The sequence below is a fragment of the Sutcliffiella horikoshii genome (assembly GCF_002157855.1).
GTDB lineage: Bacteria > Bacillota > Bacilli > Bacillales > Bacillaceae_I > Sutcliffiella_A > Sutcliffiella_A horikoshii_C.
On sequence record NZ_CP020880.1, the window covers coordinates 3,864,207 to 3,879,403 of the forward strand.

General features: G+C 41.3%; 14 protein-coding genes. 4 read left to right on the plus strand and 10 right to left on the minus strand.

Going from position 1 to position 15,197, the window contains the following annotated elements:
- Position 1: 1 nt before the first annotated feature.
- Entirely contained in the window at positions 2–955 is a 954-nt protein-coding gene (locus B4U37_RS19690) for a DUF4747 family protein (protein ID WP_088019611.1), read from the minus strand.
- A gap of 700 nt (positions 956–1,655) precedes the next feature.
- Here B4U37_RS19690 and B4U37_RS19695 point away from each other — a divergent pair.
- Positions 1,656–2,084 (plus strand): YwpF family protein, encoded by a 429-nt coding sequence (locus B4U37_RS19695; protein WP_088019612.1) that lies wholly within the window; start codon positions 1,656–1,658, stop codon positions 2,082–2,084.
- 54 nt (positions 2,085–2,138) lie between these two features.
- Here B4U37_RS19695 and B4U37_RS19700 read toward each other — a convergent pair whose 3' ends face one another.
- The 4 genes from B4U37_RS19700 to B4U37_RS22115 all read right to left on the minus strand — a co-directional run bounded on the left by B4U37_RS19700 (position 2,139) and on the right by B4U37_RS22115 (position 5,220).
- Positions 2,139–2,741, minus strand: coding sequence for a class D sortase (locus B4U37_RS19700; protein WP_088019613.1), 603 nt, complete (start codon positions 2,739–2,741; stop codon positions 2,139–2,141).
- A 3-nt stretch (positions 2,742–2,744) separates the two neighbouring features.
- Complete coding sequence (locus B4U37_RS19705) at positions 2,745–3,677, minus strand: processed acidic surface protein (RefSeq protein WP_088019614.1); 933 nt, start codon at positions 3,675–3,677, stop codon at positions 2,745–2,747.
- Between the two features lie 144 nt (positions 3,678–3,821).
- Positions 3,822–4,877, minus strand: a complete 1,056-nt coding sequence (locus B4U37_RS19710; protein ID WP_088019615.1) for an SEC-C metal-binding domain-containing protein — start codon at positions 4,875–4,877, stop codon at positions 3,822–3,824.
- A gap of 196 nt (positions 4,878–5,073) precedes the next feature.
- Positions 5,074–5,220: a YwzD family small protein gene (locus B4U37_RS22115; RefSeq protein ID WP_157663854.1), complete on the minus strand. Its 147-nt coding sequence runs from the start codon at positions 5,218–5,220 to the stop codon at positions 5,074–5,076.
- Positions 5,221–5,442: 222 nt separating this feature from the next.
- Between B4U37_RS22115 and B4U37_RS19715 the strand changes: the two genes are divergently transcribed.
- Complete coding sequence (locus tag B4U37_RS19715) at positions 5,443–5,868, plus strand: hypothetical protein (RefSeq protein ID WP_088019616.1); 426 nt, start codon at positions 5,443–5,445, stop codon at positions 5,866–5,868.
- Positions 5,869–6,010: 142 nt separating this feature from the next.
- Positions 6,011–6,541 carry a hypothetical protein gene (locus tag B4U37_RS19720; RefSeq protein WP_088019617.1) on the plus strand — a complete coding sequence of 177 codons (531 nt, stop codon included), beginning with the start codon at positions 6,011–6,013 and terminating at the stop codon, positions 6,539–6,541.
- 327 nt (positions 6,542–6,868) lie between these two features.
- Here B4U37_RS19720 and B4U37_RS19725 read toward each other — a convergent pair whose 3' ends face one another.
- The gene (locus tag B4U37_RS19725; RefSeq protein WP_088019618.1) at positions 6,869–7,942 is read right to left on the minus strand and encodes a bifunctional glycosyltransferase family 2/GtrA family protein; all 1,074 of its coding nucleotides are present in this window, start codon (positions 7,940–7,942) and stop codon (positions 6,869–6,871) included.
- Between the two features lie 229 nt (positions 7,943–8,171).
- Between B4U37_RS19725 and B4U37_RS19730 the strand changes: the two genes are divergently transcribed.
- Positions 8,172–9,533, plus strand: a complete 1,362-nt coding sequence (locus tag B4U37_RS19730) for a general stress protein (protein WP_088019619.1) — start codon at positions 8,172–8,174, stop codon at positions 9,531–9,533.
- A gap of 135 nt (positions 9,534–9,668) precedes the next feature.
- Here B4U37_RS19730 and B4U37_RS19735 read toward each other — a convergent pair whose 3' ends face one another.
- The 4 genes from B4U37_RS19735 to B4U37_RS19750 form a co-directional block, all read right to left on the minus strand.
- Positions 9,669–10,706, minus strand: a complete 1,038-nt coding sequence (locus tag B4U37_RS19735) for a Gfo/Idh/MocA family protein (protein WP_088019620.1) — start codon at positions 10,704–10,706, stop codon at positions 9,669–9,671.
- A gap of 197 nt (positions 10,707–10,903) precedes the next feature.
- Positions 10,904–11,674: a response regulator transcription factor gene (locus B4U37_RS19740; RefSeq protein ID WP_088019621.1), complete on the minus strand. Its 771-nt coding sequence runs from the start codon at positions 11,672–11,674 to the stop codon at positions 10,904–10,906.
- Positions 11,652–13,448 (minus strand): cache domain-containing sensor histidine kinase, encoded by a 1,797-nt coding sequence (locus B4U37_RS19745; RefSeq protein ID WP_010197377.1) that lies wholly within the window; start codon positions 13,446–13,448, stop codon positions 11,652–11,654. Before B4U37_RS19745 ends, B4U37_RS19740 begins: the two co-directional genes overlap by 23 nt.
- 455 nt (positions 13,449–13,903) lie before the next feature.
- A complete protein-coding gene (locus B4U37_RS19750) occupies positions 13,904–15,181 on the minus strand; it encodes an ABC transporter substrate-binding protein (RefSeq protein ID WP_088019622.1) in 1,278 nt (425 codons plus the stop codon).
- Positions 15,182–15,197: the final 16 nt, after the last annotated feature.

The following is a 15,197-nucleotide window of genomic DNA, read 5'->3' on the forward strand; positions in this document are numbered from 1 at the left end:
GCTACTCACCTTCATCAAATTTTTCCACTACCATTTTTGTTAAAAATGAAGATATAGCTATTTTCGCCTTTTTAATAAATTTGTTCCCATCTTCTTTTTCATTATCATATATAGAAACTCTATATGGAGAATCTTGTTCAGAATTAAAATAAAATTTTGTTCCATCCTTATTTACTCCATTAACCTCTATACTCCCATATCCCCTGGCATATTTTTCATACGCTCTATTCGAATCTAAAACTTGTTTTACAATAGTTGAATTAATATTTATACCTGTTTTGCTTTTCTGATGAACTTCAAATACACTTATTTTTTTCTGTATGTTGCCTTCCTCCATTTTAACCACATCATCATCATATAATTTTCTCAAATCTTCATTATTGTTATTAGGCGGAATGACAGTAGACTTTATTCTTTCTACTTTATAAGCTTGTTTTAAACGTTCTTCAATGGTAAAAGGATCTTTCAGTAAAAATATTTCAAAACCCACCCTCTCTAAGTAAATGTTCAATAACTCTTGAAATGATTCATTAAATTGCTTATATCCAAACTTGTTCCGCTGACAAAAAGAAATTACTTCTGAATTTAAGTCAAAATAAAAATATATACTTATTGAGTTATTACTATGAGTAACACTAAGGGACTCTCTTTTTTTATCGTCCCATTCTTCTGTATGTAATGGATATCTCCTAACTAATTTTCCAGTAATATAAAAATTATCAGCATCTTTTACTTTTGTTAATTCAGAGAAATTGTAGACTTCACTTAAATCAATGGTCTCTAACTCATTATTGCTATTAATAAAAGTTCTTTCTTCTAACTTTTTATACTCAGTTTTATTATCAATCTTATTAAAAACTTCGTCCATAATTTCTTGAATTGAAGTTCTTTCAGCATATACATCAAATATATTTGAATTTACGTTCACTTTTGAGAAATACATCATAAGTGTCATAAGAATCCCCCAATTTTTTCTTTGTTTTTTATTATGATACCATACGCATATGGTAATTTCTTCAATTTTTCAAACTAATTACTAATATTTAAAATTTCTTAGTAATAACGCAAAAACTATGCGTTTCTATTATCAATAGAAGCGCATAGTTTAGGACTAGTGAGCATTAAATGGAGTTGAATTAAGGAAACACACTAGAAAATTTAACAAATCATTGTATTTGAATACCTATAAATTTATTTTCCAAGAGCTAAAAACAATGTCATATATTATAATACATGTCATTATTAATAATAATTTATGACAGTATTAGATATATCTCACACCATCACCTGTATAACGTAAATCAGGGTCTTTCACCATTCGACCAATCAACACCACTTCATTAATCACGATTCTCCCTCCTTTTTTCTACAAAATTCGTGTTGCTCCGTTATCATAACTGCTTGCTTAAGGAAGGTAAAATGAGTGTTTTCAGGTTTTGTAATGGTTTTTTGGAGTAAAATCGGATTTTGCTCTAAGGGGAAAATCCTGTTTTAGGGTGGCGGAAAGTTGTCGAAACATGAAATTAGAGATATTGGGGTTTTTTTATGCCTTCAGATTGTGGTAGGTATCTTTCTTTGTGCTTATGTTATAATAAGACAAAATATTGGTACATGTTCTTGAAAAGAACCGAAAATATACCCGTTGGAGGAAAATCATGAAAACGTTCAGACTTGTTGCAATATCCCTCGTACATGGTGAAGAAGTTGAACAACTGGATTTACAAGACGGATTGATTATCAATAGAGAGTACGGAAAAGAAAATTGGTTGATAGAAGCATTGCTGCCTAAGAGTGAGCCGGAAAAGTACGAAGAGTTTCGCGATAAGGAAGAAATGCTACATGTTCAAGCAACTATTTCTAAACCGACGAATGATCCCGCTTCCTTTGAGGCCGTCGTCCGCCAAGTGGCAGTGATGGAAGACAAAATGAGCATCCTGTTCGAAGGCGAGCTCTTCCGAAAAAACACCAACTACCACGAAAAACTGCTAGAACGCCTAGTGAACGAAGGCTACAATGGCGACGAACTAGTGGAAGCCTTCAAAAACAAGGTAAAAGAAAAACCAGTGCTTGAGAAGAGCAAGTGAGGTTTAGCGTGATAAAGCGATAAAGAGGGGTCTGACCCGCTGTGCGTTAATGCACTAAAGAGGGGTCTGACCCTTTTGCTTTCCATCTTCCTTCCCAATAAACTCTGCCTCCAACACATACCGCTCAGGCGCGCTCCCAATAAAGGTAAAAGGATAGCAGGTTGTAATCGTCAATACCTCCCGCGCTCGGGGAACGACCACAGATGTATCCTCTTTATCCACAACCCTAATCTTGCTGATCTTGTAAGTGTACAAGCCGCCGCCAAACCAAAACACAACCTTATCCCCTACCTCAACCTCTTCCAGCCTACGAAATACAGTATCCCTATGCCCAGACAGTACTATGTTTCCTCCGTCCCCAGGCAAACTCGTACCTGGAACATGCCCCACACCTTTTCCAAGCTCGCCTTCCGTCACACCATGAAATACTGGAATTCCAACCTCTAACACAGGAAAATACACTTCTCCAATTTCATCTCCTGCTGCGATACTCACAGCCAGAGGCACCTCCAATTCCTGCCCGCCTCCTTCCTCCACCTTACTTCCAAATTCTGACCTATCCTCCACCGCCGAAACTCCCTGCCAATACAAAAGGCCGCTTCCAACAAACAAAGCAGCCCCTGTACCCATCAAAATCCAAAGAACAAGCACCCGCATCCCCTATCCCCTGCGGACCCTTCTCGCACCAAGCAGCAAACCAGCCAATCCTATCAAGCACAGTCCCGCCAACATCCCTAATCCATAAAGAGACGCCGTGTCAGGCATTCTATTATTATAAAGCTCATCACTCATTTTCACACCAACCTGCCCCAAGTGTATGAGCTCTTTTCCCGTAGACTGCACGTAAGTTGGCGATACAATTTGCTCATCCATTACTGCAGAAGCAAGAAGTGAACCCTCCCCATCAAACAGGTCCAGGTGAACTTCCTTCCCTTCCAACCATCCAGGCTGCATAAGTGCCTCTTGGGATACCTTAACCCGACTACCGTCCTCTACATGAAGGTCGGCCTCCACCTGAAACACTTCCATGAATTCAGTCCATAGCGAAAACACTTTATCCACAGAATTTGGTTCTTCATTCAACATCCCTTGCAATCTTTCAAGTTCTTCTGCCAAAACATCTTTCGGGAGACTCAAAATATGCTGGAAAATCTGGCGTGCTTCTTCTGCTTCAAATCCCATGGAAACGAGAAAATCCTCCGCACGCGCGACTTCTTCCTCATGTGTCATATAAAAATCAACCGCAATTTCTAAGTCCTCAATGAACGTATAATCCTGCACCTTTTCTCCAAAACGGGACAAAAGGACTTCCAGCTCTTCTTTTGTAAGATCGTAAGTTTCTAACATTACAAGAAGATTTTCCTCGTTGATTGGCGTTCCAAGCTCATCACGCAAATGTTCGATGTCCTTGAAATCATCCAAATTCACTTCATAAAACGCTAAATACTTATTAAGGTCCTTCCTTATCCAGCCAATCTCCTTCAAGTAGGAATCCACCTCTTCCTCTTTTGGAGCCGCAGTTGCACCAAGCGGGGAAAAGAACAGTGTCCCCCCTATTAAAAATGCACAAATAACCAATATAAAACGCTGCATTTTTTATGCCTCCCATTCATCGTTACATTTTTTAAGTAGCATGTGCATACGAGGAAAATTTATGCAGGAAACTGACTATTTTCCAAATAAAAAAAGCACCTAACCTCCCCCGAGATAAATCGGGAAAATCAGGTGCTTACTCCATTACGAAGCGCCCTCTAAGGCTGCCTCAATATCTTCTTCAAAAGTTTGGATAACTGGCTGTAAAACCTCATCCAACTTTCGGAATGTCGATGATACACTTCCAGCTGAGATACCAAACTCTTCAGCCAACGCTTTCTGTGTTTCTTGTTGTTCTTTCATAAAATGAGTGTCTAAAAAGTAAATCAATGCAGCAGCGTAATTCTGCTCATTGCGAATCATCGGACTCTCTTTCATGCAATAGATGGACCAAAGCATGGAAGCAAATTCAAAAAACCTTTTCGGATAACCGCGCTTTTTAGCTCCTTCTGTAAACAGGTCCAACACACGCTCCTGCGCCTCATCTTGAACAGGCAACTGCTGAACATCCTCTTCACTTAGTTCAAACTCTACCATTTTACCTGCAAGCTCTGGGAATTCTGCACGAATATAGGCGGAATCAATTTCCACTTTTGCAAACTCCTCGGCTAGCTTTTCTTCCAAACGGATAGCTTCCAACACCCCGCGTTCAAAAGTGGACATGAACACAACCTTTGCCTGTTTGAACGGAACAAACATCCCAATTACCAGCTCATTTTTGCTTAAGCTATCCTCTCTGCCGATGTATGTGACTTTTTCTTTCTCTTTTGTAAAAAAGTCTTCCATCGTGTATGTCTCACCGCGCACATTTCCCACCTTATAGACAGATGGATATGCCTTTTGCCAGCTTTCCGCCCATTCTTTTACTTGCGGACGGGAGAACTTGCCCTCTTGAACTGCGGCGAACTCTTCCACGATTGTTAAACCATTATCTCGCTTTACCGTGAACATATACCAGAGATGAAGCAGCTCGTTAAATGCCTCTTCCTTCATCTCATCTAATGAAAATTTATGTAGATACTTGGAGCTGACCGTTTCAAGCTCACTAGCAAACTTTTCATAGGCAAACCGCATCATTTCAACCTGAAGCCCCATCACTTCTGATTCCAACACTTTATCAAGGTTGTCTTGTTTTTTCTCACAACACTTCTTATATTTCTTTCCACTGCCACAAGGACATGAATCATTTCTTCCAATCATTCTATCACCTTAAACCTTTTGTTTTTTCTAAGTTGTTCTCATTCGATATTTACAGACAACGTGTTTAATTCTAACATATTTCTCTCTTTCATGGAGGAAAGCAATGGCTGGATATCTTAGCCAAACATATTTGGCCAAAATAAAAACACCTTCAAACGGGTAAGGGAAGGTGTTATCTAGTAATCTATTATCTTATTTATTTTATTAGCAGCTGCAGCTTTTCTTTCATTTCATTTACAAGTTCCATCATCGAGATATTCTCTCTCTCTGTTCCTTGTTGATAGGCATATTGAAGCACTTTGATAATCTCGTCTTTGTTATCAATATTTTTAAAATCGTTCATTAACTAAATTTCACCGCCCAATTAATTACAAAATATACTACAATTCTACTATTTTTTAGTAAAAACACAAGGATAATTTGAAATTTTTTCTAATATAACTAGATTTTCGTCGTTATTTGTTTCTTTACATTAGCCGTTTTACCCAATCCCTAAACTCTTTTTTCAAAATTTGCTTTTTAATGAGTTAATTTTATATAGTAAAAGAGAAAGAAGGTGTCCTAATTGAAATTTTTCAAAGGGTTATTTATTACAGCTCTTATCCTAGGGATAATTGGATATGCAGGCTATTACTTTGTCAATAAATTCATTGAAGATCAGGCTGTCGAATACGTAGAAAAAGATCTGGTGGAAAATAATGATGTGGCCATGGCAAGGGAGTATGTGGACAGGTCTCCTGCCTTAAAGAGCTATATTGCCGAAGGGGCAGAAGCTGACCTTGAAGAGCTGCCAGTCCAAACACGTGAAGAGGCAACAAGGATGGTCATGCAAAAGCTCAGCTTCCAGGAAATGCAGCAGATCCAGTCAAAAGCAGCGAATGGCATGACGGAACAGGAAGTACTGGAGTTAATGGAAACATTTGAGGAGAAACTGACTGATGAAGAGTTACTGGCATTGAAGGCGATTGTGTATAAGGAATTGTATGAATGATACTAAATGAGGCCATAAATCCATAAGAAAAAGGGTTTATGGGCTTTTTTATTTTGCTTCTTCAAGGCTCCTACCCTCGCCAAACACCGATGACAAGCATATGTTATGGAATGGATAGTATGTCTAAAGGAGGCATTTTTCAATGTCCTTATATTTTGAATGGAGAAAAAGTTGCGGTTGCAGGGTGCCGTGTAATTGTGATGCGCAACCTAGAGCCATGGAGCCACGGTATTATTATAATCAGAGCGATGAAATGTTGGGGATAGAAGCGGACACGCCAACGCAAGCCATTGAGTTGAAAGTGAAGACCCATTTTCCGAATGAAGTGGTAAAGCTCGATGCAATGATCGAAGCTTTTATCCTAACGGAAAACAATCCTGCCTACAGTTTTATTGTGGAGTTCTCTTTGCTGCGGGAGACAACTCCGTTAACAAGTGAAAGTTTTGCATTGATCAATCAATTTGGTCAAAATGATTGCGAAAAAACAATTATTAATACTACAAAAATAATCTGGACGGATATCATTCCACTGCCCGGTAGCTATACGTATTACTTAGAGGTGAACCACATCACCCTTCCGAATCAAAATATCGCAAGCGTCGAAGTTCAGGACCGTTCACTTACGGCCATTGCATTCCCTTCTACTAAACAAAAGCCGGCAATCAAAGAATAGTAATTTTTAAACAAACGTTGGTTTAAACGGAAATGGAAATGTAGGATTCCCAAGGGGTACAGGGGTTGGATTTGGGATTAACTTTTGAAAAAGCTATTTCAGAGGAACTTATCTGGCGGTGTCGAAATGATAAGGTTTTTGTTATTTTGTTGAAGAAGCACTTATTTAGAATAGCTTTTTTTAAACAAACGTTGGTTTAAGCGGTAATCAAAATCGAGATTTCCCAAACGGTACATCGGTTGTGTTTGGAATTAACTTTTGAAAATGCTATTTCTGAATAAAAAAAGGCCTAGGATAAAGTCCCAGGTCTTTTTTGTCTGTCTAAGTTTATTGTCCCGCTCGTACTTGGTATTTCTTTTTGAACACCCATTCTTTCTGAATCACGTAACTTGCTAAAAAAAGCAGTCCATCAACTACAATTTTTATGCCGACTTCCCCAAAGCCGACCAATTCAAAGATGAGATACACTCCACCTGCGGATGCAAGCATTTGCGCGATACTGAGGGAAAAATATTTTACCATAGCATAGGAGCTGGTAGATTTAAATACCACCTTCCTGTTTACAGTAAAATTAAATAAGGAAGACAGAACCCTTGATAGCACGGTAGCTAGAATGATGTAAGATTCAACGAAAACACCATTTAACATCATGACAAAGAGTGCAAATAACAGGATATCCAAGCCAAATGAAAGTACAGAAGATAAGGCGAATTTTAGAAAGGTCGCGTAGATTTTAATGGAGTCCCTTATCGGCTTAAAGTGGGAAGATTTATTTTCCTCTAAATAGATTGTTTGGATTTCTACTTCTTCAATCTCAATATTATTCGGTTTGCATTCCATTAACATGTTCATCTCGAATTCATATCGTTGACCGGCAACATGAATCAGTTTTTCGATAAAGTGGGCGGGTATTCCCCTGAGCCCTGTTTGGGTATCGGAGATTTGCATGCCACAAGCAAAGCGAGCTATGTTTTTCGTCAATACGTTCCCGAATTTGCTCCGGAAGGGAATGTCATCTGCTGAAAAATTACGGACTCCAAGAACAAGGCTCTCCGGCCGCTCGCAAAGCCTGGTGGCCACCTTTTTCATATCCTCGACCGCATGCTGGCCATCTGCATCCAATGTAACAAGCCCCACAGCGTTAGGACTGGTGCTTAAGAAGTGGGAAAAAGCAGTCTTTAACGCCTGCCCCTTCCCTTTATTCACCTGATGCTCCAGTAAGGTACATTCCTTCCATTCTTTTATCTTGTTAAAAATAGAATCACACTCTTGTTTGCTTCCATCATTAACAACCAGGATCTGCTTGAAGCCTTCTTTTACAATGTCACGGATAAGCTTGATGAGTTGTTCATCAGGATTATAGGCTGGAATCAGGATGGTAACTCCATTTGGATTTGTCATATTATCCCCCAGTTCCTCGCTTTAATAAAATATGTAATTCATTTTCTCTCTAGGTACTAATATATGTTTTATATGTCTTAAGTAGTAAATCATTTGTAATTATTTTCCCTATTTGGACGTTTTTCTAACATAAATGGTTGCGTTTTTTGAATTATTTTCTAGGTTGGTTTACCCTTTTTACACTTCTGGGTATAAGATTCTTATTACAGCACTCTAAGGAGGAAGTTGCATGATCGAGCAACGTAAAGAGGTTATTGGTTCTTATTTAATGGAAGAAGAGGCGCTAGCTAAGATTGATTGGCTTCAATCGGAGGGGTACCAACCGGAGGATATCTGGATTATTCGAGATAACCGAGGTATTGTAGAGCAATTCAGTGAGGGTGGATTCTCGCGTGGTCATGATGAAAGGGAAGCTCAGCTGAGTGAGTATTCTAGCATCAATCCAAGCAGCTCCATAGTAACTCCAAAGAGCCTTTTCACACCTGAAAATAAAAGCGTAGCTGATACTCTAATGGAGGTGGGCATTGCCAAAGAGGAAGCATACCGCTACGAGTTCGATGTAAAAGTCGGAAAAGTGCTTGTACTTGCAGAGCCGATTTCAAGTATGAAATTACGCCAAGAAGCTTTAACCGAGAGCCGTATGGAAAGGTATGCGACGGAAGAGCCTTCATTGCATTTAGAGGAAGAAAATACCGAGCCCTTAAAGGCGCAGAAACCCGTAGTTTCAGAGGACGAGAGAATGACAGAATCAAGCACCTCCATTAACCGTCCAATGCCTGATACAAATATAGATGGAAGCATTCCGCTCGATGAGCAGCTCCTGAGCGGGGATCCTGTTGAAACGGAGAAAGATTACGCTCGTGAAGAGGTCACCGCTCTGCATGACCAGGCAAGTGTGACGAATGAAGCAACGACAATGGAACGCACGGGAAATCCTGATCTAGAATTAGAGGAGAGTCTGGCTGGAGAGCAGCATACTAGGACTAATAACGGTAAACGCTATGCGGAAAATCGTTCTGAAGAAGACGTGGACAAAGCGTTACTTTATGAGCACGGACAACCGTTCCCTATGGAAAAGCCGTATGAGGAAGATGTTTATGACAAGCGTGTGGTTTCTGATGGGCCACTAGGTGTGGAGTTGGAGGAAACAGCTGGGGATATGAGCCGCAGTCAGGCTGAAAAGCCGCTTTTCAGTGCAACGGAAACACGAGGCGCCCCAACTAGACCTGCAGCCTCTACGTCTCCAGTACGTCGAGAGGAGAGTTTAACAGAAGACAAAGGCCCTATTCTCTTTGAAGATACCTTAAATGAAATGGAAGGAGATGAGCCTTTGGTGGAAAGCTATGAACCTACTTCTTATGAAACAGAACAACCAGGAGACATTTATGCTTCAGAAGAGGAGACGTCCGTTCATATAGAAGAGGAAACATACATGCAAGAGGAAACTGTCCGCTACACAGAAGAAAGCGATGCCCCTCTATTTGAAGAAGACAACTCAGAGGGCCCGTTCTCAGAACGCAAAAAAGAAGAAATGAACCAAAAGCGCAACAACCTATTCAACGACCAGGACGACGACCTTTTTAAAAGATAACAAGAGAACATGATTAATAGAATGAAAAAAAGCAGAGCGGGGATTCAGTGGAATTCCTGCTCTGCTTTTTTTTCGAAAAGGGGTCAGACCCTCAAAGGATTTTCCCCTGCGACGTCGAAACCCCTCTTCCCTCCATTATAGACTCACACTTCTTCCGCTTTCGCTGCTGCGATAGATGGCGTCGATGATGAGGGAGACTTGCATGGCTTGTTGTGGTTTGACGATTAGTTCTTCGTTTCCAAGGCAGCTGTTTACAAAGTTTTCAGCTTGCGGGATACTTGGGTCGTCTTCGCCTGGCACCCAGTCCGCTTCTGTGTTCAGCAGCATGCCGTGTTTCATCTGGTTGACGTGGAATGGAAACAGGTCCACTCCGCCGCTTATTCCGGAGATACTTACACTCTCTTCGTCTCCTTTTACATTGGCAGACCAAGAAGTTTCAAACAGCAAGGAAGCTCCGCCTTCAAACTTAATATAAGCTGTTACGTGATCATCCACTTCAAACGTTTCATGATCAAAGCTCCCCCACTGATTTACCTGCCCCGGCATTTTACTTAACTCATTATAAGTCGTTCCCATCACTTCTACAGGCTTTGGATTTCCAAGCAGCCACAAGGATAAATCCAACAGATGGCAGCCATAATCAATCAAGCTCCCTCCGCCCTGCAGTTCCTTGTTCGTAAATACACCCCATCCAGGTACTTTACGGCGACGGATACCTTTAGCTCTTGCCACAATCGGTCGACCGATTTCATCCGCATCCACCAAACGTTTTGCTGCAACCGATTCTTTCATAAATCGGTAATGGTACGCAATCGCAAGCTGTTTGCCTGATTTTTCAGCCGCTGCAATCATTGCTTCACATTCATCCGGTCGCATTGCCATGGGCTTTTCACAAAACACATGCAGGCCAGCTTCTAACGCCGCAATCGTAATTTCAGCATGGAACTTGTTTGGCGTACAAATGGTCACCGCATCCACATGCTCAAACATATCCGCATAATGGGCATACACTTGGGCAATACCAAATTTCTCCCCTACCATCTTTGCCGTTTTTTCATTCACATCACTGATTGCCGTAATCGTCACTTTCTCTTGCATCTTCAGAAAAGTAGGGATATGACGATTCTGCGCAATCCCACCAACCCCGATAATTCCCATACGTAACTGACTCATATCTGCACCTCATTTATATGTATTGTTTTAATAAAAATTGTAATCTCTATAGATACTCTAGCTGTTGCTTGGAGCACAGGGCGAAGACTCCCGCGGGAGGAAGGGACAGGGGAGGAGACCCCGCAGGCTTGCCGAGGAGGCTCCCGGACCGCCCGCAGGAAAGCGAAGCCCAGTGCGGAAAGCAACAGCGGTGTTAACTATTTTACTAAACTGCCTCTATACTCATTTGGCGTCATACCAAAAAACTTCTTATAAACCTTGCTAAAATACTTCTCATTCTGATAACCAATATGATACGCAATCTCATAAATTTTCAAATTCGGATTCGCCAGCAGCTCCTTCGCCTTCTCCATCCGGATCCGCGTCACATAATCGGTAATGGTTTCATGATATTCTTGCTTGAACTTGCGGGAAATATGCTCCCGGCTTAAGTAAAAACGGTCGGCAATCTCCTGGAGGGTGATGTCCTGTTGATAGTTGGCCCGAAGATATTCCTCTATCTTTTCCATACTCGAAACGGAAACCGGCTCGGTGGAACGAACAGGAATCGTTTCCATATCGCCTATAGAACTAATCGTCCTTTTGAGCAACGCTTCTTCTTTCCATTTTTTCACTGCCCGTTCTAACGTCTCATTCAGCAGGTCAGGATCAATGGGTTTCAAAATATAATCAAAGCTTTTATAAGTAATGGCATTTCGCATGAATGTGTAATCATCGTACCCGCTAACCACAATGGTCACGCTCGGCAAATCCGATTCAGAAATCCATTTAAGCAGGCTGATTCCATCTTTTTTTGGCATAGCCATATCGGTGAAAATAATTTCAGGGCGATGTTGCTTGATGAGCATAATCGCCTCGTCCCCGTCCTCTGCTTCAAAAATGGTGTCTATTCCATTTTCCCTCCAATTGCCCAACAGCAGCAGCCCTTCCCGCACATGCTTTTCATCATCCACGATGATTGCTTTCATCTTTTTCACCCCCAACTTCTAGCGGAAGTTTCAATGTCACCATAAACCCTCCGTCATTGTGATTATCCAAATGAAGCGCTGCCAAGTTATTGTAGTATAGCTGCAACCGTGTATATATATTTTTTAATCCTATATTAGTTTCTTCTACATCCGAAGCTGGTTTCCCTTCTGACAACAAGCGGTAAATTTCCGTCAATCTGCTCTCACTCACTCCAACACCATTATCCCGTAGTGTAAGAAGAAGGTATTCATCGACTATTTTCCCGTTGATTTCAATCTTGCCGACTCCTTCCCGAATATCAAACCCATGCTTGAAATAGTTCTCGATAATCGGTTGCAGAATCATTTTGGGAATTTCGATGTCCATCGCTTTCTCTTCTATTTCCATGTCGTACTCAAAGTTTTCCCCGAAACGCTCCTTTTGCAGCAAAAGAAATGCCTTTAAATAGTTTATTTCTTTTTTCAACGGTACCATATCCTCCTCCATATTCATTCCATATCTCATGATTTTGGATAGGTGAGTCAGGAGGGTATAGATTTGCGGCACATTATTTTTCAAGGCCAGCGTTCCAATGGACTGCAAGGCATTATATAAAAAATGCGGATTGAGCTGCGATTGAAGCACCTTTAACTGGTTCGTTTTATTTTCAATCTCTAACTTGTATTCTCTATTGATCAGGAGATTGATTCGTTCCATCATCTGTTTAAAACGATATCCTAAAATACCAATCTCATCATTTCCAAGTGAGGGAAACTGCACATTCATATTCCCTTCTTTTACCTGTTGGATGTTTTGTAGCAGCACCCTGATAGGAGACGTAATTTTAAAAGAAACAATTAAAGACGCCAATATGACCAAACACAACCCTATAACTCCAAAGAATATATTGATTTTTGTCACAACAAAGGCGTTGTCATAAAGCGTGGTATAAGGGACACGCTTTACCAAAATCCATCCCCCTACCGCAAGCTCTGTTTGATCATACATCATGACACCCTGAAACTGCCCGTTGTCCCATTCCATCGTACCTTGTGTGGCTTCAGATTTCATGATCTCCGGAATCCATTGTTGCTCTTCTTTTTTGGAGGCGACCAATGGATTGGAGCTGTAGATCAGTTCACCAGTAGCAGAGAGGATGAAAAATTCTTCATTTTCCTTGTTGTAGAGGTTTTCACTTAGCTCCAGTATTTTTTCAGTGCCCACTTCAAGGGTGATAAATGCTAGCACGTTGTCAGATGGGACGTTGGTCAAAGCTCTGTGGACGTATAAAACATTCCGGCCCTCTTGCAGCTGGGTGGTATCAATATTGTAGTTATAAGGACTGAGTTGTGCCCGTTTATAGGCGTCTTCGTAGGCATTAGAGATGCGGTCAGAGAAGACGACAGTGGACCGTTTAGAGGCGGTAATCCCCCTATTTTCTTCTGCAAAAGAAATCTGAACCCTCGTAATATTTTCTTCGGCGTAAAGAATGGTTTGCAGCACGTTTCTGACAATTCCTATCGTCAAATAGTTATCTTCTTTGTCAGGTGCCCTCATGTAGTTGATGAAATCGGGATTGTTGTAGAGTGATAGAGTGAGATTATTGAGTTCTTCGAGATAGCTTTCGAGATTTATTTTACCTTGGTAGAGAAGGTTGCTGTTTTCTTGGACGACGAGGTCTTTGAATGCTTCTTTTGTTTGGTAGTATGTAATGATGATCGACGTTCCGAATGGGAGGATGGTGATGATTAAAAGAAGTGCGATCAGTTTGTTGCGTATGCTCTTTTTAAACATGGATCCTCACCTCCGAAGCGCTTACATTTTTATAAGTCTCATATACTCCTTGTTTCCCTTTCGTTCCAGGTGTTCGCTTTCCGCGGGACGGTGCTTGAGCCTCCTCACTTCGTTGCGGGGTCTCAACCTACCGTTATTCCCCCGCTGGAGTCTCACACCTTGCACTTCAGTCTACAAGGGAAAGTCTATGGTAATTAAAGGTATTAATTTCCATATTAATTCATCAACCACGCTGATCGGAGTGGAAGGCGCGCAGACTTCCGCGGGAGGAAGGGACAGGGGATACCCCACAGGCTTGCCGAGGAGGCTCCCGGACCGCCCGGAGAAAAGCGAAGCGCCTGGAAAGGAGATCAACAGTTCAGAGTAACTACTAAACTCCTTTTTCATACAAATCTTTCTTTTAATTATACCAGAAAAGCATGCCTGCGATGAGACATGCTTTTCGGAAGTAGTGATTATTTTAGGTTATCCCATGTAGTTTGGAAGCGCTCTAGTACTGTGTCGTAGTCGATTCTTCCAGCAGCGTATTCTTGGATCGTTGCAGCAAACTCTTTGTTTGCTCCATCCGGCCACATGAACCAAGTCCAAGGAACCGTTTTTTCCGCTGTAGAGTACTCAAGGATAGATTGACCAAGGTCACCAAGTCCAGCTGGCTCGATGTTATCGAAAGCCGGGATAAAGGCAAACTCTTCTGTGATGTAACGTTGACCCGTTTCAGAGGATACCATCCAGTTTAAGAATGTTTTAGCCTCTTCGATATTTTCAGAGTTTTTGTTGATAGCCCAGTTGTTAGGCACCCCAACAGGTAGGCTGTCTGCACTTGCATCATCATTGATAGGGATCGGAAGGAAGCCCATGTTCATGTCTGGGTCTACTTCATAGATCATGTTTTCCGTCCAGTTACCTTGTTGAAGCATGGCAGTTTGACCGCTCGCAAATTGCGTAACTTGTGTGTTGTAGTCTGTTGTTAATGGATTTTCGTTACCAAAGTTGATTTCTGCATCAAGAACTTCTTTGAAGTCTTCGAAATGCTTGTTGCCAACGATTTTCTCTGTTCCCTCATATAGACCGGCGATGAACGCTTCAGGGTCCTCTTGTTGAGCAAATGGAATGTTAAGTAAATGCTGCCCGATTACCCACCACTCTGCATATCCAGCAGAGAAAGGTGTGATCCCTGCCGCTTCTAATTTTTCCGCAGCAGCTTTTAACTCTGTAATATTAGTAGGAGGTTCTGTGATCCCAGCTTCCTCGAATAGGTCTTTGTTATAGATGAATCCATATCCTTCAAGGTTTACAGGCATACCGTAAAGTTTGCCGTCTGCAGGATCTGTCATTGGTACTTTTCCGATTGGAAGAACGTGCTCTGCCCAAGGCTCTTCAGAAAGATCAGCTAAATGCTCTTTCCAAAGCTCAAGCTCTTTGAAACCACCATTGTTGAAGATGTCTGGTTGTTCACCAGAGGCAAATTTTGCTTTTAGTGCTGCACCGTAATCTGCTCCACCACCAACTGTTTCAAGTTTCACTTTGATGTTCGGATGTTCAGCTTCGAATTCTTTAATCATTTCCGCTAACTGGTCAGCGATTTCTACTTTAAATTGGAAAAGATTCAGTGTAACTTGATCTCCATCCCCGGAGTTGTTGTTACTGTTTCCTGATGAATTATCGCTAGAGCAGCCAGCAAAAATACCCACAACCAACGACAATGATAATAAAAGAAGTACTAAGCGTTTCATTGTATTGCCCCCCTTG

Coding starts and splice junctions, on each gene's coding strand:
- B4U37_RS22115 (WP_157663854.1), bottom strand. CDS start 5,220: ATGAACGATTTTAAAAATATTGATAACAAAGACGAGATTATCAAAGTG.
- B4U37_RS19690 (WP_088019611.1), bottom strand. CDS start 955: ATGACACTTATGATGTATTTCTCAAAAGTGAACGTAAATTCAAATATA.
- B4U37_RS19735 (WP_088019620.1), bottom strand. CDS start 10,706: ATGAGTCAGTTACGTATGGGAATTATCGGGGTTGGTGGGATTGCGCAG.
- B4U37_RS19705 (WP_088019614.1), bottom strand. CDS start 3,677: ATGCAGCGTTTTATATTGGTTATTTGTGCATTTTTAATAGGGGGGACA.
- B4U37_RS19700 (WP_088019613.1), bottom strand. CDS start 2,741: ATGCGGGTGCTTGTTCTTTGGATTTTGATGGGTACAGGGGCTGCTTTG.
- B4U37_RS19695 (WP_088019612.1), top strand. CDS start 1,656: ATGAAAACGTTCAGACTTGTTGCAATATCCCTCGTACATGGTGAAGAA.
- B4U37_RS19740 (WP_088019621.1), bottom strand. CDS start 11,674: ATGAAAGCAATCATCGTGGATGATGAAAAGCATGTGCGGGAAGGGCTG.
- B4U37_RS19720 (WP_088019617.1), top strand. CDS start 6,011: ATGTCCTTATATTTTGAATGGAGAAAAAGTTGCGGTTGCAGGGTGCCG.
- B4U37_RS19725 (WP_088019618.1), bottom strand. CDS start 7,942: ATGACAAATCCAAATGGAGTTACCATCCTGATTCCAGCCTATAATCCT.
- B4U37_RS19745 (WP_010197377.1), bottom strand. CDS start 13,448: ATGTTTAAAAAGAGCATACGCAACAAACTGATCGCACTTCTTTTAATC.
- B4U37_RS19730 (WP_088019619.1), top strand. CDS start 8,172: ATGATCGAGCAACGTAAAGAGGTTATTGGTTCTTATTTAATGGAAGAA.
- B4U37_RS19750 (WP_088019622.1), bottom strand. CDS start 15,181: ATGAAACGCTTAGTACTTCTTTTATTATCATTGTCGTTGGTTGTGGGT.
- B4U37_RS19710 (WP_088019615.1), bottom strand. CDS start 4,877: ATGATTGGAAGAAATGATTCATGTCCTTGTGGCAGTGGAAAGAAATAT.